Genomic DNA, 20,969 nt, shown 5'->3' with positions numbered 1-20,969 from the left:
TTCCTCAATATGGGCTGCAACTATTTTTTCTCGGAGATCCACTGAATATGCTTTCATGACAGTATTATCTTTATTATTACTAACTGTACCTCATAACTTCGGAAACTGCTGTATGTATCAGAAAGGTTTAAAACTTAATTATTTAACCTTGGACAAACAGTTAAAAATTGAGCATCAAGAAATAGATATTTCTCAAATATTTGGTATTGATCCTCTTTCTCCCCATTTATTTTTTTCTTTTGAGAGTGACTATATACCTTATAGAAAAATAGTTGTTGGTAAATTGCCGCGAGTTGATTTAGTAACCCATGATCTTAATAGAGATAATGCTTGTTTACGAAGTATAGAAATTAAATTAACTGCATTACCTGATAGTTCTACTTATCGGTTACCAGATTATGAATACGGCTGTGAAATTGTTACCAGACCAGATACTATTGTGTATCTTGCTTTGAGTATTGCTCATAAATTTGAAAATTCAAGAGATAAATTACTCAATTATCTTCAACCCGTATGTAGTCAAATTGAAGATTGGTTAAGTATCCGTCAGGTATTGCCTTTTATTCCTCAAATTGTAGATAGTTTAGATACTTTAATAAGTGAGAATATAGCAATTCAATCTCCCTTAGTTATGCAACCGATATGGAAAACTGTAGGTAAAACTTCTAAACTTTATCAAAACTGTTTAGATATTTTTATCTGGAGTAACTTTGGTTTTACCAGGCTTTTCTTTGATATCACTAAAAGATTAGCTAAATCAGAAGAAACCATTCAAAGACCTATGCGTTCTGTTGTCTGGTTGGCAAAGATGTTATATGAATTTGCTCTGGTCGGTAAAATAAATCATAAATTGGTGATTGATACATTAACCTATAACACCAAGAATGATAAAGCCTTTGCTTTAAGTGGTTCTAATACTCGTCCTTATATGACTTGTGATAATTTGCTTCAACCCAGAATTACCAAAGAAGAAATTAAAAACATCATTTTAGGAGGAGGGCAAAACTTTTTAAGTCCTGAAAGAAGATTTGATGCTATTATTTTCAGCAATCCAGAAATTTTTGATGATAGACTAAAGGAAATTTAATGAATATACAAATGAAATCGTCTTCCTTAAAGGTCATAGATATATTTTCTGGTTGTGGTGGTTTATCGCTAGGATTTCAGAATAGTGGATTTCAAATTGTCGCTGCTTTTGAAAACTGGAAATCTGCCATAAATGTTTATCAGCAAAATTTTCATCATCCAATTTTTGAATATGATTTGAGTCAGGTAAATAATAATTATTCAATATTTAAAAAATTCTCACCTGATGTAATTATTGGTGGTCCACCATGTCAAGACTTTTCCAGCGCTGGTAAGCGTAATGAAGATTTAGGTAGGGGAGATTTAAGTATTACATTTGCTGAAATAGTAGCTAATGTTTCTAGTCAATGGTTTGTTTTAGAAAATGTACAATTATTTAGAAAATCACACAAATATCAAGAATTTAAGCAAATCCTCAAATCTGCTGGTTATGGTTTAACAGAAAAAGTATTAGATGCTAGTCTATGCGGTGTACCACAAAAGAGAAAGAGATTCTTTTGTATAGGAGAATTGGCTGGTAAAGATGATAATTTAAAGACTTATCTAGAAGCTAATTTATCTAAAAAAAATACAACCATTAGAGATTATTTAGGAAATAGTTTGGGGATTGAATATTATTATCGTCATCCTAGAAGTTATCAAAGAAGAGCCATTTTTACTATCGATGAACCAAGTCCAACTATTAGAGGCGTAAATAGACCAATACCTAAAACTTATCAACAACATCCCGGAGATGTTGCACCATTAACACCAGATTTACGTCCTCTAACTACTCGTGAAAGAAGTTATATTCAAACTTTCCCTGATGATTTTATTTTTGTCGGTTCAAAAACAGATTTAGAACAAATGATTGGTAATGCTGTACCCATTAAATTAGCAGAATATGTTGCTAAATCTCTACTAATGTATATTGAAGATAAAAATAAATATCACATATCTGATGTTTCGTTGTTAACTGTTTAAATTATCATATTTCCTATGTCACAAACTCAACCCAACCCTGAACAACTAAAAATCATCAACCACATCAAAGGAGCATTATTAATATTAGCTCCCGTGGGAACTGGTAAAACCCGCGTTTTATCATCAAGAGTTGTCAACGCAATTAAACAAGGTATTCCTCCCGAAAAAATACTCTGTCTCACTTTCACTAACCGCGCAGCTAAAGAAATGAAAAAACGGTTAGCAGAAATGTGTCCTCAACAATTTCGCCATATCACAATTAAAACTTTTCATAGTTTATGTACTTCTATCCTGAGAATAGAAGCGAGAAATATTGGTTTACCAACAGATTTTGTAGTTTATGATGATACTGACTGCTTAGGAATAGTTAAAGAGATTTTTAAACTACGTGACGATAAAAAAGCTCAAAATAAATTATCACAAATAGCAGATTGCAAAACTAAAGCGAGTCATTTACAACTATCTCCTAATTACCCTCTAGAAAAATTATTTGCACCATTAGGAATATATAAGGCAAAATTAGCTAATAAATACCAAAATTTATTACAAGAACGTCATGCTTTAGACTTTGCTGATTTAATCTTTTATATTCGTTCTTTGTTTTCCTATTATCCGGAAATTAAACAAAGATGGGAAAATCGTTTTGATTTTATTCAAGTAGATGAAGTTCAAGATACTCATTTATCAGAATATGAACTTGTCACAACTTTAGCTACTAGAACTGGTAATATTGCCATAATTGGAGATTTAGATCAAACTATTTATGAATGGAGAGGTTCTGAACCTGAAAAAGTTGTCAGTCAATTTAAACAACAGTTTCAACCTCAAGAATATTCTCTAACTTGGAATTATCGCGCTACTAGAACTTTACTTAATACCGCCTCTGGTTTTGCTGATTCCTTTGCAACAAGACATACAAAAATAACTCCTGCACTCAATTGTAAAAATGGTGAACTAATTCCAATTTATGCAGCTAAAAATGAATATGATGAAGGAGAATGGATTGCTAAACAAATTCAAAGTTTAGCTAAAAATAATCCTGATTTTCCATATAATCGAGTTGCTGTTTTAACGAGAAATCATAAACGTATTGGTATAATTAGCCAAACCTTAGAAAAATTCAATGTTCCCTGTATCACAGTTGAACAACATCATTTTTTTTCTCTTCAAGAAATTAAAGATACTCTTGCTTATTTACGTTTTATTATTAATCCTTTTGATGAAACTTCACTGTTAAGAATGTTATTACGTCGTAGTCGGGGAATTGGTAATTTTACTATTAATCATATCATCAAGATCATCAAGGCAAATGAAGTTTGTGGTTTTAAATTAACTGATATGGCCTCAACACAAACTTTTATTGATGGTGATCCTTTTAGTAATTTAATTACTGCTTATGATTCAGGAACAATTGTTGTTTTTGATGTGGAAACTACGGGTTTGATAACCGGTAAAGATCAAGTAATTGAAATTGCTGCTATTAAATTGATTAATGGTCAGATAAAATCTGAATTTCATGCTTATATTAAAAATACTATACCCGTGGGAGATTCAGAACAAATACATGGTTATAGTGATGAATTTTTAGCCACAAATGGGAGAAATGCTCTTGATGTATTTATAGAGTTTTTAGCATTTATTAGTGATGCTTTTTTATTGGGACATAATCTCGGCTTTGATATTAAAATGATTATAGCTGATGCTCAAAAATTGGGTTTATCAACTCCTCAATTTATATGGGGAGATACCTGGGATTTAGCAAAACGATTTATCCCAGCAGATAATTATAGTTTAGAAAATTTAGCAACTCAATTAAACCTCAATCAATTACCCAGTCATCGCGCTCTTGATGATACCAGTACAACTGTGGAATTATTAACAATTCTCATACCTTTAATTAAACATCGTGCTGATTATCGTCAAGCTTTAGTTTATCTTTATGGAGAGGAATTTGAAGCTTTAGCTAATGATATTCACAGTTGGAAAAATTCCAGCCAAAAATTACGTCCAGCAGATTTATTAGGTAATATTTTAATCGAGTCTGGTTTATATGATTTTTATGAAAATCATCAACCACACAGGTTAGAAAATCTGAAAAGATTAGTCAAGATTTTCAAAGAACAGGATAATGTAGAATTACATCCTGATACAGCGTTAAGAAATATTCTCGAATATACAGCTTTAGCGAAAAATTTAGATCAAATTTCTCAAGAAAATAATCAGCTTTTAATTATCACAATTCATCAATCCAAAGGTTTAGAATTTGATCATATTTTTATTGCGGGTATGTGTGATCAAGAATTTCCCAGTTATTTCAGTTTACGGGATAATCAATTAGAGGAGGAAAAGCGGTTATTTTATGTAGCGTTAACAAGAGCAAAAAAACAGTTATTTATCTCCTGGTTTCTCAAAGATTATAAAAATGAACCTAAGTCCAAAAGTCAGTTTATTAACTCACTACCTACTGAATATTTAATTGAAACTACATTCTCTAGCAGCTAATAAAATGATTGTAATACCAAATAGAATAAGATTTTAAGAATAATTGACCGTAGACAAACCCAGATAAAAACACATGAATTAATGGATTTTATGATTCTGTGCAGCCTCACATACAATTGGGTTGTTATATTGTAAAATCAAACTAGTAACCAAAAAAGTGGCAAATTATGTCGGAATTACGAGAAAAATTACAGCAAAATCTTGATGAAGCAGAATGGGAATGGTTAATTCCCCATGTTCAAAAAGATGCAGTGATTGTAGTAGCGGAAAATTTAGACTTATTAGATGTGGGAGAAGCGATCGCTAGTGATAATATTCTTTCAGTACAACATTGGATAGATGAACAATTATTAGCTAAACCTACAGTAGATCAAGTGGGAGAATGGAATTTCCACCGTAACAAGCGATTTAATGCTCTGATCGTTGAACCTTATGTGTTAGTAAAAGAAATAATTACTCCCATCTCGTAAATTGTTAATATTCTATTAATATTTCATGACAGTTGATTGAACTTATTATTTGCGAGAAATTAAAAACTCTGTAGAGAGGTTTTTTGTAGAGACGTTATATGGAACATCTCTACATTATTTTTACCTCAATGTCTATTGTCTAAATCAAAGCTTTAATTCTGGGATTTTGGAGAAATAATTGCGTATTAATTATCAACTTTTCACCCCAACCATTTTCTTTGAGAAACTCAATCTTTCCATAACGTTTATCTAATTTCAATGCCGTTTCTGCCGATTTCAAACCGGCTTCTTGATCACCTTTTCCATACAAGGCTACACCTAATGCTAAATGTGCTTCTGCAAAATTGCTATTGATTTTGATCGCATTTCGCCAATAATTAATTGCTGTTTCTACTTCTCCCATTTCATAGGAAACTATACCTAAGTTCGTGTAAGCTTCGGGATAGTCGGGTTTTAATTTAATGGCTTGAGTGTAATCATTAATTGCCTGTTTGTAGTCTTTTAAGAAATAGTGAGCAATACCCCGAACATAGTAGGCTTCGGTAAAGTCTGGTTTTAATTTAATGGCTTGACTGTAATCATTAATTGCCAGTTTATAGTCTTTTAATTGTAAGTAAGCAAGACCCCTACCACCATAGTATATTGCATTTTTAGGATCAAGTTGAATGGCTTGAGTATAATCATTAATTGCCAGTTTATAGTCTTTTAATTGTAAGTAAGCAAGACCCCTACCACCATAGTATATTGCATTTTTAGGATCAAGTTGAATGGCCTGAGTATAATCATTAATTGCTTGTTTGTAGTCTTTCAATTGTAAATAAGCATCACCCCTAGCACCATAGTATCCTGCATTTTTAGGATCAAGTTTAATGGCTTGAGTCCAATCATTAATTGCTTGTTTGTAGTCTTTTAATTCAAAATAGGCAAAACCCCTACGGGCATAGTATCCTGCATTTTTAGGGTCAAGTTTAATGGCTTGAGTGTAATCATCAATTGCCTGTTTATAGTCCTTTAATTGAAGGTAAGTAAGACCCCGACGGGCATAGTAATTGGCATTTTTAGTGTCAAGTTTAATAGCTTGACTGTAATCATCAATTGCCTGCTTGTATTCTTTTAACTGCAAATAAACATTACCCCGACTCCGATATGTATCAGCATATTGAGGATCAATTTTAATGGCTTGAGTGTAATCATTAATCGCCTGTTTGTAGTCTTTTAATTCATAATAATTATCCCCTCTATCACGATAGTATGTTGGATTTTTAGGATCAAGTTGAATGGCTTGAGTGTAATCATCAACCGCCTGTTTGTAGTTTTTTAATTCGCCATAAACAGCACCCCTAACAACATAGTATGCTGCATTTTTGGGGTCAATTTTAATGGCTTGAGTGTAATCAGCCGTGGCTTCTTGAAACTTGTTTAAAAGAGCATAAAAGAAACCCCTGGACAAATAGCCGTCGGCATTTTTAGGGTCAAATTGAATGGCTACATTCATTAAACTAATTATTTCATTGGGGGCAATGCGAATAGCTTCAGTAAAGTCAGCTATACCTTGTTTTTGTTCTTTCAATTGAAAATATTGAGAAGCACGCTGGAGATATAATGAAGCTTTGCCAAGATAGTAATTAGACAAGCGAATAGCTTCAGTAAAATCAGCTATAGCTTTTTTATTATCTTTTGATAAAGAGTACGCTTCAGCCCGACTCTGGTAATATTGAAAGTATAATAGATTTTTGGGAGCAATGCGAATAGCTTCAGTAAAATCAGATATAGCTTTCTTATAGTCTTTTAATCCTAAATAAGCACTACCTCGATTTTTGTAATCTTCAGCATCCTTTGGTTCAATGCTAACGGCTCTTTTGTAATCGGCTGTAGCTTTGTTTTCATCATTTAATAAAGAGTAAGCATTACCCCGACTGCTGTAGTATTCGGCATTGTTGGGAGCAAGACGAATAGCTTCAGTATAATCAGCTATAGCTTTTTTATAATCTTTTGATAAAGAGTAAACAAGACCCCGAAGACTGTAGCAGAAGGCACTGTCAGGAGCAAGACGAATAGCTTCAGTATAATCAGCTATAGCATTTTGATATTCACCTAGGAAAAGGTAGGCAAAAGCTCGTATCCCATAGGCAGAAAAATGAGGGTAAATTTTAATAGATTGATTTACACTATCAATCGCTTCAGGAAAGCGCTGTAAGAAAAACAACACACGACCTCGCCAAGCGTAAAGATCAAATTGATTAGGACTCAGAGCAATGGCTTTGTCTAGAGATACCAATGCTTCTGAAGATTTATCTGATTGCAATAGTGAGTGACTTCGCTCTTTCCAAGCTTGAGCAAAGTTGGGATTAATTTTAAGAGCTTTATCAAAAGCAGCAATTGATTCTGGGTATTTTTTCTCACTACTAAATATCATCCCCTTGAAATACCAAGCTTGATAAAAATTCGGTTTTTTGCTAATCGCTTTATCAACGGCTTTTATTGCTTCTGCATATTTCTGAGAACGCCATAGTTGATTAGCATAATTTAGCCATAATATTTCATCATCACTATTTTTAGGAACTTGATCCAATGGTAATAAATATTCACTAATTACATCCTCTTCCGATTTTTTTAGTGTAGCTGGTGCAGTAGTTTCGACTTTTAAATCTGAATCTATTCCTGCTTGTTCAACTAAATTTAAAAATGTCCTAATGGGAACACCAGAACTACTACCTAAATTGATTTCACCATCAAAATCGAGTGATATTTCACCTTCCACTCTGCCATGAATACCAATTAATCTTCCTTGGGTATCTAAAACTGCACCGCCACTCATTCCGCCTTTAGTAATATTACTATAAAGTAGATCATAACCATCACTTAAAACAGTTTGTATTCGCGCAGGTATCCGAGAACTTTGATTATTGAAACTTACATAAGTATTCAACCTGATTAATTCTGGTTGGCTCAAAACTCCCGCCGTCAAAATCCGATGAGGTTTGTTTTTACTTTGTTGTTTATTACCAGGAAAACCAGAAACAAACACTTTTTGATCTTTAGTATTTAAACTATAATTTGCTAAAGTTGCAACTCGATATTTTTGATTACTGGTAAATTGAACAACGGCTAAATCAACTCCAGGCATTCTTTTCGCATTGCTGACATTTATAGCATATCTTTGATTATCCGGTGCGACTATTTCTAACTTATTTTTTAATTTTTTTTCATCACGATTCCAGATAACATGATCTGCGGTCAACACATAATAAATATTACCTTGCTGGGCAATAATTACCCCAGAACCCATATCTGTGGAGTTAGCATTAGGAATTAAAACCGTAATTTCTTGGGCAATTTGGTCAATATTTTGGATTAAACCTTTTTTTACTCTCAAACCCGAATTATCAATCTTTATAGGCGATTTAGCCACAAATTCCGGGACTATCTTAGCAACACTATAAATCGGTAAACCCCAACTATATTGACGCATTTGCTGACGTTCGGCTGCGCTGGGTTTACTATTGTCAATATAGGTATATATTTTATCAGAAATAGGATAGGCATGAACGGCATTAATGCCAATAACTTCACCTTGATAATTTAATATGGGTCCGCCACTCATTCCCGGTTGAATTTTGTTATTATAACCAATGCGATAACCTCTTTGAAAACTTTTATCTGGTAATAGAGAAATTTGTCCTTCTGTGAAAACTAATTTAGCACTATCATTCACAAATCCAGCCGCGACAATTTTTTGATTTACTGCTATAGGTGCGGAAGTTCCTAAGGTAGCTATGGTATATTCTACTGTTGATAGAAACTGGAATAAAGCTGCATCTTGATTTTTTATAGATGGGGGTTTTTCTTTAATGACAGTAGCAGGATATATTTTTCCATCTGGTGCTTGAATGCGATAAGATTCCCCTGGATTAATCACATGATCATTAGTTAAAATAGTGTAATTATTACCATTTTTGGCAATTAAAGTTCCTGAAGCACTGCCATTTTTAGTTAATATTTTCACGGTGATAGATTTGGCTAAATCTTGTAATTGTGCTGAACTTAATACTTTTTTTGTAGTTTCTTGTGCGGTAACTTGGGTAGCAGGAATTAGTAATAATTGTTGGGGAACAATTAACAAACTACCTGTACAAATGAGGGTCAAAAATAAGCGTTTCATTTTGGTTTATCAGTATTATTTGGATAAAAAATTTCATTTGTAGGGTGTGTTAGCGACAGCGTAACGCACGATTTTTAAGCATTGTCATAGGTTATGGTGCGTTACGGTTTGCACCTAACGCACCCTACGGTTATTGATTATTGCATTTTATTTGCTGGTGGTGTATTCAGAAATTGGCGAATATCAATGTAAAATTTCCGTTCTCCAGAATATTGGATAAGAGGTCCGGTCGTAGCACTACTACCAAACCAGAGTTTGTTTAAGTGTCTGAGAACATTCTGAGACTTGTCCTGAGGTCGCAATGTAAATAATACAGTATCACAACCACCATCACCATCTATTGAACTCACAGAACAAATTACTTTATTACCGTTTTGAAAAGCATTGGTAACGTAATTAAGACTGCCGTTATTAAAAGCTGTTTGGAAGTTCTGAGAAACTGTTTTACAACGTTGTTGTGGTTTAACTCCTCCTAATACAGATGTCCAAGTTACCATTGCTTTTTGGAAATTTGGTGTCCAAAGAAAAGTAGTAGGAACAGACTTTCCATTTTCGGAGTAACGACTTGTAGAACAGATAAAGCGAATTTGATTATTAGCATCTTCTTGAGCAAAAACAGGAGTAGATGCTAATGTGGTGGTTAAAAACAGTGTGGTTAATAATGTTAATTTCATCATTTCTTAAATCTCCTACTTTGGGAAAGGGACATTAATTTCTGTGGGGTGGGCATCCTGCCTGCCCAGATAGACAAACTAGAAGCTAGGAACAAGAATCTCCTCATTTGGGAAAGGGACATTTAATTTCTGTGGGGTGGGCATCCTGCCTGCCCAGATAGACAAACTAGAAGCTAGGAACAAGAATCTCCTCATTTGGGAAAGGGACAATTTAATTTCTGTGGGGTGGGCATCTTGCCTGCCCAGATAGACAAACTAGAAGCTAGGAACAAGAATCTCCTCATTTGGGAAAGGGACAATTTAATTTCTGTGGGGTGGGCATCTTGCCTGCCCTTGCAAATAAATAGACTAGAAGCCTATGCCAGTCTCAATTCTCAACAGACTATTAGCGCCGTAAACGGGAAATATTTCCCTGACGAATTGCCGTTAAGAAAGGTTGTATTTTATTTACCAGGATAGCAATACTAATACCAGTATTACTGCCATTTCTATCAAGTCGAATAGCAGTATTTACGCCAATAACTTGGGCTTGGGAATTGAGAAGTGGACCACCAGAATTACCAGGATTAATTCTAGCATCATGTTTAATGATACCATCTTGTTCGTCAAGATTGCTCAAAACACCAGCAGTAAAATTATTTTGATTGTCATAGCCAAAGGGACTACCAATAGCATATACGGACTGTCCTACTTGGGCTGATTTTGCTAAAGATAATGTGGGTAAATTCCGCTGGTGACGAATTTTAATGGCTGCTAAATCTAGACCGTTTTTAGCAAAGCCAATTACGTCAGCAGGAAGTCGTTTACCATCTTCTAAAATTACAGTCACGGTTGCGGGTGCATCTTCCAAAACGTGAGCATTGGTAATAATTAATCCGTCTCGACTCACGATAAAACCACTTCCAGAAGCTTTACCAGTGTTGATGTAAACTACAGCGGGACTGGCTTTTTGATAAACTTTAATTCGTGTTTGTTCTTCTGAATTTTGAGATATGATAGATTGAGAATAGTGATTTGCTGGGGTCAAAGCCAACCCATTCGGTGATCCTAGAGCCTGTACAGATAAGACAGCAAGCCCTGTAACTGCTATCAGATATGGTTTTCTGTTCATTGGTGAACTTGGTAGACACTAAGGTAGCTATGAGACTGTATTCTCCATATTATCCAGGATAAATGGAAAAACCTAGTCAATGTTACGATTTTTGTAACAAAAAAACCAGAAAAATTTTATCCTGGAAAATCTAGTCTTTGAGCAACTAAAATTGTTACTATAATTTCAGATTAGTTGTTGAAACCTTGATTCAATCTGAAACCTTAGAATTACTAGAGTGGCCTCGACTGTGCCAGCACCTTTCTACCTTTGCGGCAACTAAGTTAGGGTCTATAGTTGCGCGTAACTTGCCCATTCCTGAAACTCAGGCAGAAAGTGAACAGTTATTAGCGCAAACTAAAGAAGTTTATGAATTGGAAAGTCGTTTACATCCGGGATTATCTTTTGAGGGTATACAAGATATTGGTGATTCCCTAGAACGGGCTGCACTGCAAAGTATTTTACCAGGGGAGGAGCTTTTAGCGATCGCTACTACCCTAGCAGGTGCAAGAAATTTACGCCGTGTTATTGATAATCAGGAAAATATCCCGGTTTTAAACGATTTAGTCTCAGAATTGCGGACTTACCCGGAATTAGAGCAGGAAATTCACCGTTGTATTGACGAACGTGGGCAAGTTACTGACCGTGCTAGTCAGAAAATGGGAGAAATTCGGGGGGAATTGCGGAAAGTTCGCAGCCAAATTACCCAAAAACTGCAAAATATTATCCAAGCAAAATCGGGAGCGGTTCAAGAGCAGTTAATTACACAAAGAGGCGATCGCTTTGTTATACCTGTAAAAGCTCCGCAAAAGGACGCAATCCCCGGTATTGTTCATGATACCTCTACCAGTGGCGCAACTCTATATATAGAACCTAATAGTGTTGTACCATTGGGTAATCAACTACGTCAAATTATTAGAAAAGAACAAACTGAAGCGGAAGCAATTCGCCGAACCTTGACGGAAAAGGTAGCAGAAGTTACACCAGATTTAGAAAGATTATTAGCCATTGTCACCACTTTAGATCTAGCGGTAGCCAAATCACGTTATAGTTTTTGGATAGGTGCTAACCCGCCACGCTTTGTCAATCCTCAAGCAAATGAAATTATTACCTTGCGGAATCTGCGCCACCCGTTGTTAGTTTGGCAACAGCAGCACGAACAGGGAAATGCAGTAGTACCAGTAGATTTATTGATTAGTCCTCAAATCCGGGTAGTCACAATTACAGGACCAAATACTGGGGGAAAAACGGTAACTTTAAAAACTTTGGGATTAGCAGCGGTCATGGCTAAGGTAGGTTTATTTATTCCTGCCCGTGAACCGGTGGAAATGCCTTGGTTTAGGCAAATTTTGGCTGATATTGGTGATGAACAGTCATTACAACAGAGTTTATCTACTTTTTCTGGACATATTCGCCGCATTAGTCGAATTTTAGAGGCATTAGAACCCGGACAAAATGATTTTTCCCCTTTAGCAATTAATTACCAATCTCTGGTATTACTTGATGAAGTGGGTGCAGGTACAGATCCAGCGGAGGGAAGTGCGTTAGCGATCGCTTTACTCAAATATCTCGCTAATCATACCCAACTAACTATGGCTAGTACGCATTTTGGCGAACTTAAAGCCCTCAAATACGAAGATCCTCGGTTTGAAAATGCGTCCGTAGAATTTGACGAAACTACCCTGTCACCGACTTATCGTCTATTGTGGGGTATTCCCGGCCGTTCCAACGCCCTGAGTATTGCTTTACGGTTAGGGTTAAAGCCAGAGGTGGTAGCAGAAGCGAAAACCCAAGTTGGGGAAGCTACGGACGAAGTCAATCAAGTTATTGCGGGTTTAGAAGCGCAACGCCGCAGCCAGGAAACCAAAGCCGCAGAAGCCCAAAAATTATTACGTCAAGCGGAACGCTTGTATAAAGAAGTTTCTGACAAAGCCGCTGCTTTAGAAGCCAGAGAAAAAGATTTACGTGCTTCCCAAGAAATCGCCGTTCAACAAGCAATTAGCCAAGCCAAAGGGGAAATTGCCCAAGTTATCCGCCGCTTACAACAAGGGACACCCAACGCCCAAGATGCCCAACAGGCCACCGCCAACATTAATCAAATTGCTCAAAAATACGAGGCCGCACCCCCACCGAAAATCCAACCTGGTTTTATGCCTAAATTGGGCGATCGCGTGCGGATTCCCAAATTAGGTCAAACTGCTGAAGTGTTAACAATTCCCGACGTTGAAGGCAATTTTAGCGTACGCTTTGGTCTGATGAAAATGACCGTACAACTGCAAGATATAGAGTCACTAGATGGAGAAAAACCAGAATCAGTAGTTAAACCTAAAATAACCCCATCTGTAATTATACCAACACCACCAGCCCCAGCCATTCGTACTTCTAAAAATACTGTAGATTTGCGCGGAAAAAGAGTAGCTGATGCTGAATATATCTTAGACAAAGCCATTTCCGAAGCCCCAGGACCCTTATGGATTATTCATGGACACGGCACTGGTAAACTCAAGCAAGGGGTTCACGCTTTTTTACAACAACACCCCAGAGTTACTCACTACGAACCAGCCGAACAAGCTGACGGCGGTAGTGGTGTTACTATTGCTCATATATAAAACAGGGAGCGGGGGAGGTAGGGGAGGCAGGAGAAGTAAAGGAGGTAAGGGAAGTAGGGGAAGCAGGAGTAAATAATAATTTATTTTAGATGTTGAATGACAACTAACAACTGACAACTGACAACCGACCACTGACAAAATATGCTAAAAGTTATGCACTCAACCGCTAATTCCGCTATATCAAAATCACCTTGGGAGGATTTAAGCCAAATCCCAGCCCCAAGTACAATACAATGGGAAAATATCAAAACTCAGTTAGACTTGGCGTTACTGGCGCTAGAAACCCTAACTGGTATTGGTTCAGAAGCAATGCTATCCGCCGCAGTTAGTCTTAATTTAGAATCCAAAATACCAGATCGAGTGGCTTTATGGCGATTACGTCAATCAAATCCTCTTCGCAAAGGCCAAGGGGGACGAAAAAAGTTAGATGTTGAGGAAGCGCGATCGCTCGTACTAATTATTTGCTATCTTGCTAAACAACATCAAGAATTAATTCGCCGCGCTGTAGGTTTATTGGAACAAATGACAGCAAATAATCAAAAACCCCACCAAACTGCTTTATTAGGAGATTATATAGATGGTTTTTGTAATACTTACCAAGAACGTATGGAAGAAGAGCCGACAACCTCAATAGACTTACTTACGAAATTAGCCCTCAAACTGTTAATAAATTTACTCTTTTATAGTGCTGCTGGTGGACACCGGCGTTTGTGGTTAGCACTAATAGACATTTCCACAAAATAAGCTTTAATTTTCGATTTTCAGCCTAAAATCCGAAATTACCTATTTTTTCCTTTGCAATTTGTTATGTCTTCATCAAATTCCGTCATTCGTCGCTATACCGCCCCCACTTGTACCCTGGAAATTTGGGCGCAAAATTCATCTTTGTCCCGTTGGGTGGAAAAAAATGTCATTAGAGATTTGAGTTTTCGGTTACAATTTGATCACCCAGGACTATCAGAAGCCGCTCAAATCCTGATTCAGGGTGATCATCGGCAGTTAGAAGTTTTATGTGATACTGTAACCAGTTACGTTCAAAAACTTCTCCAAGAATCTACCGCAGATTTTAGTGTCACTTTATCAAACGCCGATAATAGTAATACAACATTAGCACTGGAATCAAAAGATGTTCTCACATCTGTCCTTCCTGCTCAAATTATACCATCCCTTCACGACCAAACTACCAAAGGAAAAGTTTATTTAGAACCTAGTTATAATTTAACTCATAAACTGTTTCTTGGTGATCTTGCTAACCAGACATCTGGATCTGTGATTGAATTAAGTTTACTACAACTATTTGATTTGGCAACGGTAATAGATGAATACTCATCTAATATGATGGTATTACCAACTATCAGCACTGAGACTACTCGCCCCAGTTTACCTCAATGGGTCCCCATAGCCGCAATTTTGGTAGTAGCTGCCAGTTTAGCCCCATTTACCTGGCAATATGCCCAGAAAATTTCACCAAATCAGCAGAAAATAGCCAAAAACAACCACACTGACCCCGAAAAAGTTAAAGAACTTTCCCCTACCATTGCAGATACTTGGCCAACACCACCAGTAAATTTAAACACACCTGGAATACCGCTAATACCACCACTAGCCAATTCTACCATACCCTCAGCACCGCTTTCCTTTCCCAATGGAACTATCCCAGCCGCACCAAAAACATCACCTCAACCTGCATTAACTATACCACCTAATACTTTGTCTTATCCGGTTACTCCACAAGTTCCCATCAATATAGTACCTAATCCCCCAGGCAATTCTTCGGGTATTACTGCTAAAAGTGGAATTAATAGCACCAAACCCAAGAATTTACCCTCTACTAAAAATAATATTCCCTCTAGTGTTTATACACTACCCCCGTCTATTGCCAGTATTCCTAACCAGAGTTTTAGCAATATTCCTAATACACTTCCTAGTCCTTATCCTACGGAATTAAAGCAGGAGACTGTAGGAATTACTACTCCAAATCAGGACTCTCTATCCAAAAATAATAATAATTTAGTCAGCAGATTAAGAGCCGCAACTAAAACTACTTCGACTTTGGGGACATCGGGGACACAAGCTAGTAATAGTAAGACTTTATTTGATACAACTCAAATCGCAGAAGCGAGAGAATATCTAAATAAGCGTTGGCAACCCCCCACTGGACTAGATCAAACTTTGGAATATAGTGTAACATTGGGTGTTGATGGCACTATCGAAAGAATTGAACCTTTAAATCCATCTGCCAGAGAATATATTGATAGTAGTGGTATTCCCGAAATTGGTAAACCTTTTGTTTCTAGTAATAAATCTGGACAAAGCCTAAAAATACGAGTTGTCCTGAGTCCTGATAGTCAGGTGCAAACATTCCCAGAAACACCTTGACACTTTTCAGCCGTTATGTAACGGAGACTCTACACTTAGAATATCCTATTAATAAGCTGTTACCCATCTAAATTTGATCATCTTAATCTGGCTAAATGTTGTGGTGCGGGCATCTTGCCCGCTAGAATCATACAAATTAAATGCAGTACAGCTGAGTGAGGACTTTAGTTTTCTCCGCGAGACCCTACGCGAACAAAATCGAGGTTTAAGCCTGCTACCAACAAAAAATTATAATTTTTTGTGATCCTTGTATAAGTCCTGATTCCTTACCTCCAGATGTCTATTCAACTACTTGCAAAGGTTTTGTCGTATCTACATTTTTTTTATGAATTTCCGACCCCATTGGATGACTATTAGTAAGATTTATTTCTGGGGATGAGTTGTTTTGCTCCTCCTCACTGCTGGGTTGATGGACAATGAGGCGATCGCAGGGAATCGTATCTGATATAATAGCACTTGCCATCATTCCTGTGTGAATTTCCATTTGTGCCTGTTTAGGAACTTCAAACACTAGTCTTTGTCCAGGGAATACCACCCTTTCAAAGTACCAGTTAGGAATATTGGAGATACGAGCCACCTGGATCTTACTTGTGGCATTAACGTAGCAGCAGAGAATTTTCCCCGAATGCTCCGGTGGTAGAGGATCTAATATCTGAGCCATAACTGGTGGTAAGCTGATTTACGCCACAATTTTATTTTAGTTATGTCAACCTAACACTGGATGATCCCCTGTTACTGTAACTGCGACTACCATCTGCGATTTTCTGCATTATTCATATCTAAAGTTATATCTAGTTTCTAAAATTTTTGTAAATAAATCTATCTTTTGTTGATCAAATCCGTCATAAATAAGAATATGGCTTTTTATTCTGAATAAAACTGCTGTCAATTCTTCTTAGCTAAGAATTTCAGCCGTTACTTCCTTATCTTCATCCACCTTGGTAAATGTAAATATCTGTGACATCTATCTCCCATGAATCCCAGCAGCAAGTCATTCCTCAATTCATCAACTCAATGTTATGGTGAATGTATATGAAAATTTTGTTCATAAACCGCCTTCTATAATAAGCAAATTTTATGCAGTCCAGTTTTCAGTTTTTTGTGTAACACAAAATAACTGCAATGTCAAGGACAATCCTGATTAAGTCATATAACTTTTGACTTTTGACTCTTGACTCCCGCTGGAACGGTACTAATTTTTCCCTCAACAACGGTAAGCAGTGCAGTTAAACCCGGTATGAACCCAACTAAAATCCTCTATGTTCGTCTTCCCTGTAACCCTATCTTTCCCATTGGGGTTGTCTATCTTTCGGATCATGTTCACAAACTGTTTCCCGGTGTAGAACAGCGGATTTTTGACTTAGGTACAATCCCACCTGTAGATTATACTTCCGCTCTAGATCGGTCTATTGATGAATTTAAACCCACACTATTAGTCTTTTCTTGGCGAGATATTCAAATTTACGCGCCAGTAGGAGGACGGGGCGGAAATCCTCTGCAAAACGCTTTTGAATTTTACTACGCTAAAAACCCATTCATCAAATTACGTGGTGCTTTGGGCGGATTAAGAATTTTTATAGCTTATTATGTAGAGTTATGGCGCAATCTAGGATTGGTTAAACGGGGTTTAAAACGCGCCCAAAAATATCAGTCTCAAGCCCGTGTAGTCTTGGGTGGTGGAGCGGTAAGTGTATTCTATGAACAGTTGGGTAAAAGTTTACCTGCGGGAACAATTATTTCTGTGGGTGAGGGAGAAACACTTTTAACAAAGCTGCTGAATGGTGAAGATTTCCGCAATGAACGCTGTTATGTTGTGGGAGAAAATGCGCCACGTCCACGCTTAATTCATGAACAACCCACACCCCTAGAAAAAACAGCTTGTAATTACGATTACATTGAGACTATTTGGCCGGAATTTAGTTATTATCTGCAAGAACAAGATTTTTACATTGGTGTGCAAACTAAACGCGGTTGTCCCCATAATTGCTGTTATTGTGTTTATACTGTAGTTGAGGGTAAACAAGTCCGCATTAATCCTAGTGATGAAATTGTGGCGGAAATCCGAGAATTATACAATCGTGGTATCCGTAACTTCTGGTTTACAGATGCTCAGTTTATACCCGCACGCAAGTTTATTGATGATGCTGTGGAATTACTCCAGAAAATCGTTGATTCCGGGATGTCAGATATTCATTGGGCAGCATACATTAGAGCCGACAACTTAACACCGCAATTGTGTGAGTTGATGGTAAAAACAGGTATGAATTATTTTGAAATCGGTATTACTAGCGGTTCTCAAGAACTAGTCCGCAAAATGCGAATGGGTTATAATTTACGAACTGTTTTGCAGAATTGTCGTGATTTAAAAGCCGCCGGTTTTAATGATGTAGTTTCTGTTAATTATTCTTTTAATGTCATTGATGAACGTCCCGAAACTATTCGGCAAACTATAGCATATCACAGGGAATTAGAACGGATTTTTGGGGTTGATAAAGTTGAACCCGCTATTTTCTTTATTGGACTACAACCCCACACCCATTTAGAGGAATATGCTTTTAAAGAGGAGATTCTGAAACCGGGTTATGATCCGATGAGTTTAATGCCTTGGACTGCTAAAAAGCTTTTATGGAATCCTGAACCTCTGGGTTCTTTCTTTGGTGAAGTCTGCTTACAAGCTTGGCGACAAAATCCCAACGACTTTGGACGGGAAGTAATGAATATTTTAGAAGCCAAATTGGGTCGCGCTGATTTGGAAACGGCGCTTTCTGCACCTATACCAGAAAAACAGCTGGTGTCAATTTAAGTTCAGGTGATGAGAAATCACCGCTATGCGGACTATTAAAACTCAAAAAACCCTAATTTCATGTTACAAGGTTCAATTCTCCAACAGTTAGAAGCTTCCCACCGTCATAGTTCGCGCCCAATTCATTTTGGGGTGTACTATAAGAATACCTTGGTTGCCCTCTGTCATGCTTTAGAAGACCATATTTTAACTAGAAATAATGCTCCTTTGGTAATTACGGCTTTCCAAGAGGGTAAATGGTATTTAGAAGAAGCGGTCAGATATGCAGATATCGCTCAACACAGCCAACAAATTGTCATTATGGCCGCTGCTGACGCTGGTTTTGCTGAACATCCCACTAGTCAGTTAAGTAATGTTAATCTGGTAGCATTGGCAACAGATGATCCTGTGGCTCAGGAATGGCATTTGATGATTTTATCACCAGATTACACGGCGATGGTAATTTGTCAAGAGTTATCCCCAGATGATTATGGGAGTGAGGGCTTGCCAAGTTCAGATTTAGAGCGGAAATTCTACGGTTTATGGACATTTGAGCCGAAATTAGTCCAGGAAACCGCAGAATTAGCGATCGCGCATATCCAAGACTATCATCCCGAATTAGCACTGAAACTTACTCAATATAAAGAGGCAATTCATACACATATATCTTCATCAGCGGATGTGGCTACTGTCGTAGCCCGTGTTGTTGATTACCTGAAAACAGGACAGGACAACTTATCTATTCCCGTAGCATCTCATCGAAAATCTCTGGATCGTAACTTGGTATCTAATGAAATCCAAGCATTTTTACGGATGGCGCAATTGATTGATCTAGCAGATATCAATCACCATGGTGTAGCCACGGAAGTAGCATCTGTAGTAGAAACAATGGGGCAACTGTTAGATATACCTGCATGGCAAATTAAAAGATTACGTCTTGCGGCTTTGTTACATCGGATAGGTTCACTGCAAAACGTTGAGAGTTTGATTACTCCTAGTCACTTAACCACGGCTTATCCAGAAAAAGCGCCTAGTTGTCCTCTGGCTTGTCCCCTCGTACCAGGAGCGCAAGCATTACGAATTATGCCACGACTACGGGCAATAGCGCAAATTATCACCCATCAAACCGAATGGTGGAATGGAACTGGTGAACCTGCTGGTTTAGCTGGTGATGATATTCCTTTAGAATCACGAATTTTGTCACTGGCAGCAGAATTTATTATACAACTTAATCAGTATAAATATTTAGGTAAAAGCGAAGGGGAAATATTTTCTCAAGCTTTAGATCAGTGTCGGCAACAACAATCTAGCCGCTTTGATCCTAAACTTGTAGATACCTTAAGTTTATTAGTCATGGGCTTACAACAGGGACTTGATTTATCCGTGATCAAACCGAAAGTCGGCGGCGGTTTGTGGTTACTTGATTCTCGTTGGGATAGCCACAGCAAAAGTAGTGAGCAGATTTCAGTATACAGCACACCAGGGAGAATTTACGGATGATTAGCAACAATAAACAACTTGCCGGCGCAAATTTAGAGGATGAGGATCTATCTCACTTAGATCTAAGAAAGATAAATTTAACAGGGGCGCATTTAGTAGGGACTAACTTTAGTGGTTCTCAATTGGAGGGTGGCCATTTTGCCGGAGCCAACTTAATGGGTGCAAATCTGCAACAAACTGACTTGCGGGCGAATTTAATTGGTGCAAATTTAATGCAAGCTGATTTGACCGGTGCAGATTTACGTGGTGGCAATTTGAGGGGTAGTAACTTGATGGGAGCAATCCTGAATGATGCGTCTTTAGCTGGTGCTTTTTTAAGCGGTGCTAATTTGATGGGTGTAAATTTACAAAGTAGTGATTTACGATGTGCAGATTTACGAGGTGCTAATTTAACGGGGGCTAATCTCAAATGTGCAGACTTAAGCGGTGCAGATTTGCGAGGAGCTTTACTGACTGAAGCGAATCTTGAAGAGGCTGATTTGCGAGGGGCTAACTTAGCAGGAGCGGATTTAACTGGAGCGAATTTACTTTGTGCGGAAGTAGATGCTGTGAAGTTAAATGGCGCAAGTTTAGATAAGGTATGTATGGTGGGTACAGTTTTAAAAACTAGTACCGAATATATGGTAAAATAGTTTATCTTTTTTTTTCATGCTTATTTGCCTTTTAGTAAAAAAGGGATTCGTATAAGCAATGCTGCCGGGGGGTTCTATTAAGGGTTTGTAACAGTTGTGGTTTTTGTATCTCACTCAACC

At 37.3% G+C, this 20,969-nt stretch carries 14 protein-coding genes; 10 read left to right on the top strand and 4 right to left on the bottom strand.

What is annotated here, in order from left to right; genetic code table 11:
• Positions 1-7: 7 nt before the first annotated feature.
• From H6F62_RS09615 to H6F62_RS09600, 4 genes are all read left to right on the top strand, one after another.
• Entirely contained in the window at positions 8-1,087 is a 1,080-nt protein-coding gene (locus H6F62_RS09615) for a HindVP family restriction endonuclease (RefSeq protein WP_347238703.1), read from the top strand.
• Complete coding sequence (locus tag H6F62_RS09610) at positions 1,087-2,049, top strand: DNA cytosine methyltransferase (protein WP_190371900.1); 963 nt, start codon at positions 1,087-1,089, stop codon at positions 2,047-2,049. The genes H6F62_RS09615 and H6F62_RS09610 overlap by 1 nt, the downstream gene beginning before the upstream one ends.
• 15 nt (positions 2,050-2,064) lie before the next feature.
• Complete coding sequence (locus H6F62_RS09605) at positions 2,065-4,551, top strand: ATP-dependent helicase (protein WP_190371899.1); 2,487 nt, start codon at positions 2,065-2,067, stop codon at positions 4,549-4,551.
• Between the two features lie 167 nt (positions 4,552-4,718).
• Positions 4,719-5,021 (top strand): DUF2288 domain-containing protein, encoded by a 303-nt coding sequence (locus tag H6F62_RS09600; protein ID WP_137906543.1) that lies wholly within the window; start codon positions 4,719-4,721, stop codon positions 5,019-5,021.
• 139 nt (positions 5,022-5,160) lie between these two features.
• Here the strand turns inward: H6F62_RS09600 and H6F62_RS09595 are convergent, their stop codons facing one another.
• The 3 genes from H6F62_RS09595 to H6F62_RS09585 all read right to left on the bottom strand — a co-directional run bounded on the left by H6F62_RS09595 (position 5,161) and on the right by H6F62_RS09585 (position 10,968).
• The gene (locus H6F62_RS09595; protein WP_190371898.1) at positions 5,161-9,183 is read right to left on the bottom strand and encodes a tetratricopeptide repeat protein; all 4,023 of its coding nucleotides are present in this window, start codon (positions 9,181-9,183) and stop codon (positions 5,161-5,163) included.
• Between the two features lie 137 nt (positions 9,184-9,320).
• Positions 9,321-9,860 (bottom strand): COP23 domain-containing protein, encoded by a 540-nt coding sequence (locus tag H6F62_RS09590; protein ID WP_190371897.1) that lies wholly within the window; start codon positions 9,858-9,860, stop codon positions 9,321-9,323.
• 382 nt (positions 9,861-10,242) lie between these two features.
• Positions 10,243-10,968, bottom strand: coding sequence for a trypsin-like peptidase domain-containing protein (locus H6F62_RS09585; RefSeq protein WP_190371896.1), 726 nt, complete (start codon positions 10,966-10,968; stop codon positions 10,243-10,245).
• 185 nt (positions 10,969-11,153) lie between these two features.
• On the opposite strand from H6F62_RS09585, the gene H6F62_RS09580 reads away from it, so the two are divergent.
• The 3 genes from H6F62_RS09580 (at position 11,154) to H6F62_RS09570 (ending at position 15,935) form a co-directional block, all read left to right on the top strand.
• Complete coding sequence (locus H6F62_RS09580; protein WP_190371895.1) at positions 11,154-13,556, top strand: endonuclease MutS2; 2,403 nt, start codon at positions 11,154-11,156, stop codon at positions 13,554-13,556.
• A 141-nt stretch (positions 13,557-13,697) separates the two neighbouring features.
• The gene (locus H6F62_RS09575; protein ID WP_190371894.1) at positions 13,698-14,300 is read left to right on the top strand and encodes a DUF3038 domain-containing protein; all 603 of its coding nucleotides are present in this window, start codon (positions 13,698-13,700) and stop codon (positions 14,298-14,300) included.
• 63 nt (positions 14,301-14,363) lie between these two features.
• The gene (locus H6F62_RS09570) at positions 14,364-15,935 is read left to right on the top strand and encodes a DUF4335 domain-containing protein (protein WP_190371893.1); all 1,572 of its coding nucleotides are present in this window, start codon (positions 14,364-14,366) and stop codon (positions 15,933-15,935) included.
• A 280-nt stretch (positions 15,936-16,215) separates the two neighbouring features.
• Here the strand turns inward: H6F62_RS09570 and H6F62_RS09565 are convergent, their stop codons facing one another.
• Positions 16,216-16,596, bottom strand: a complete 381-nt coding sequence (locus tag H6F62_RS09565) for a DUF1830 domain-containing protein (RefSeq protein WP_137907506.1) — start codon at positions 16,594-16,596, stop codon at positions 16,216-16,218.
• A 576-nt stretch (positions 16,597-17,172) separates the two neighbouring features.
• On the opposite strand from H6F62_RS09565, the gene H6F62_RS09560 reads away from it, so the two are divergent.
• From H6F62_RS09560 to H6F62_RS09550, 3 genes are read left to right on the top strand one after another with little or no spacing between them, the layout of a single operon-like run.
• Positions 17,173-18,738, top strand: a complete 1,566-nt coding sequence (locus H6F62_RS09560) for a photosystem II high light acclimation radical SAM protein (RefSeq protein ID WP_137907517.1) — start codon at positions 17,173-17,175, stop codon at positions 18,736-18,738.
• 60 nt (positions 18,739-18,798) lie between these two features.
• Positions 18,799-20,217, top strand: coding sequence for a DICT sensory domain-containing protein (locus tag H6F62_RS09555; protein WP_137907505.1), 1,419 nt, complete (start codon positions 18,799-18,801; stop codon positions 20,215-20,217).
• A complete protein-coding gene (locus H6F62_RS09550; protein WP_137907504.1) occupies positions 20,214-20,849 on the top strand; it encodes a pentapeptide repeat-containing protein in 636 nt (211 codons plus the stop codon). Before H6F62_RS09555 ends, H6F62_RS09550 begins: the two co-directional genes overlap by 4 nt.
• Positions 20,850-20,969 lie beyond the last annotated feature (120 nt).

It is taken from the genome of Anabaena sp. FACHB-1391, assembly GCF_014696755.1.
Lineage (GTDB): Bacteria > Cyanobacteriota > Cyanobacteriia > Cyanobacteriales > Nostocaceae > Dolichospermum > Dolichospermum planctonicum.
This window is presented reverse-complemented; position numbering and strand designations above follow the sequence as displayed.

Bases quoted from the DNA above. Each gene is read 5' to 3' on its own strand.
- H6F62_RS09570 (WP_190371893.1), top strand. From the start codon at position 14,364: ATGTCTTCATCAAATTCCGTCATTCGTCGCTATACCGCCCCCACTTGT.
- H6F62_RS09595 (WP_190371898.1), bottom strand. From the start codon at position 9,183: ATGAAACGCTTATTTTTGACCCTCATTTGTACAGGTAGTTTGTTAATT.
- H6F62_RS09605 (WP_190371899.1), top strand. From the start codon at position 2,065: ATGTCACAAACTCAACCCAACCCTGAACAACTAAAAATCATCAACCAC.
- H6F62_RS09600 (WP_137906543.1), top strand. From the start codon at position 4,719: ATGTCGGAATTACGAGAAAAATTACAGCAAAATCTTGATGAAGCAGAA.
- H6F62_RS09590 (WP_190371897.1), bottom strand. From the start codon at position 9,860: ATGATGAAATTAACATTATTAACCACACTGTTTTTAACCACCACATTA.
- H6F62_RS09575 (WP_190371894.1), top strand. From the start codon at position 13,698: ATGCTAAAAGTTATGCACTCAACCGCTAATTCCGCTATATCAAAATCA.
- H6F62_RS09565 (WP_137907506.1), bottom strand. From the start codon at position 16,596: ATGGCTCAGATATTAGATCCTCTACCACCGGAGCATTCGGGGAAAATT.
- H6F62_RS09585 (WP_190371896.1), bottom strand. From the start codon at position 10,968: ATGAACAGAAAACCATATCTGATAGCAGTTACAGGGCTTGCTGTCTTA.
- H6F62_RS09560 (WP_137907517.1), top strand. From the start codon at position 17,173: ATGAACCCAACTAAAATCCTCTATGTTCGTCTTCCCTGTAACCCTATC.
- H6F62_RS09550 (WP_137907504.1), top strand. From the start codon at position 20,214: ATGATTAGCAACAATAAACAACTTGCCGGCGCAAATTTAGAGGATGAG.
- H6F62_RS09610 (WP_190371900.1), top strand. From the start codon at position 1,087: ATGAATATACAAATGAAATCGTCTTCCTTAAAGGTCATAGATATATTT.
- H6F62_RS09555 (WP_137907505.1), top strand. From the start codon at position 18,799: ATGTTACAAGGTTCAATTCTCCAACAGTTAGAAGCTTCCCACCGTCAT.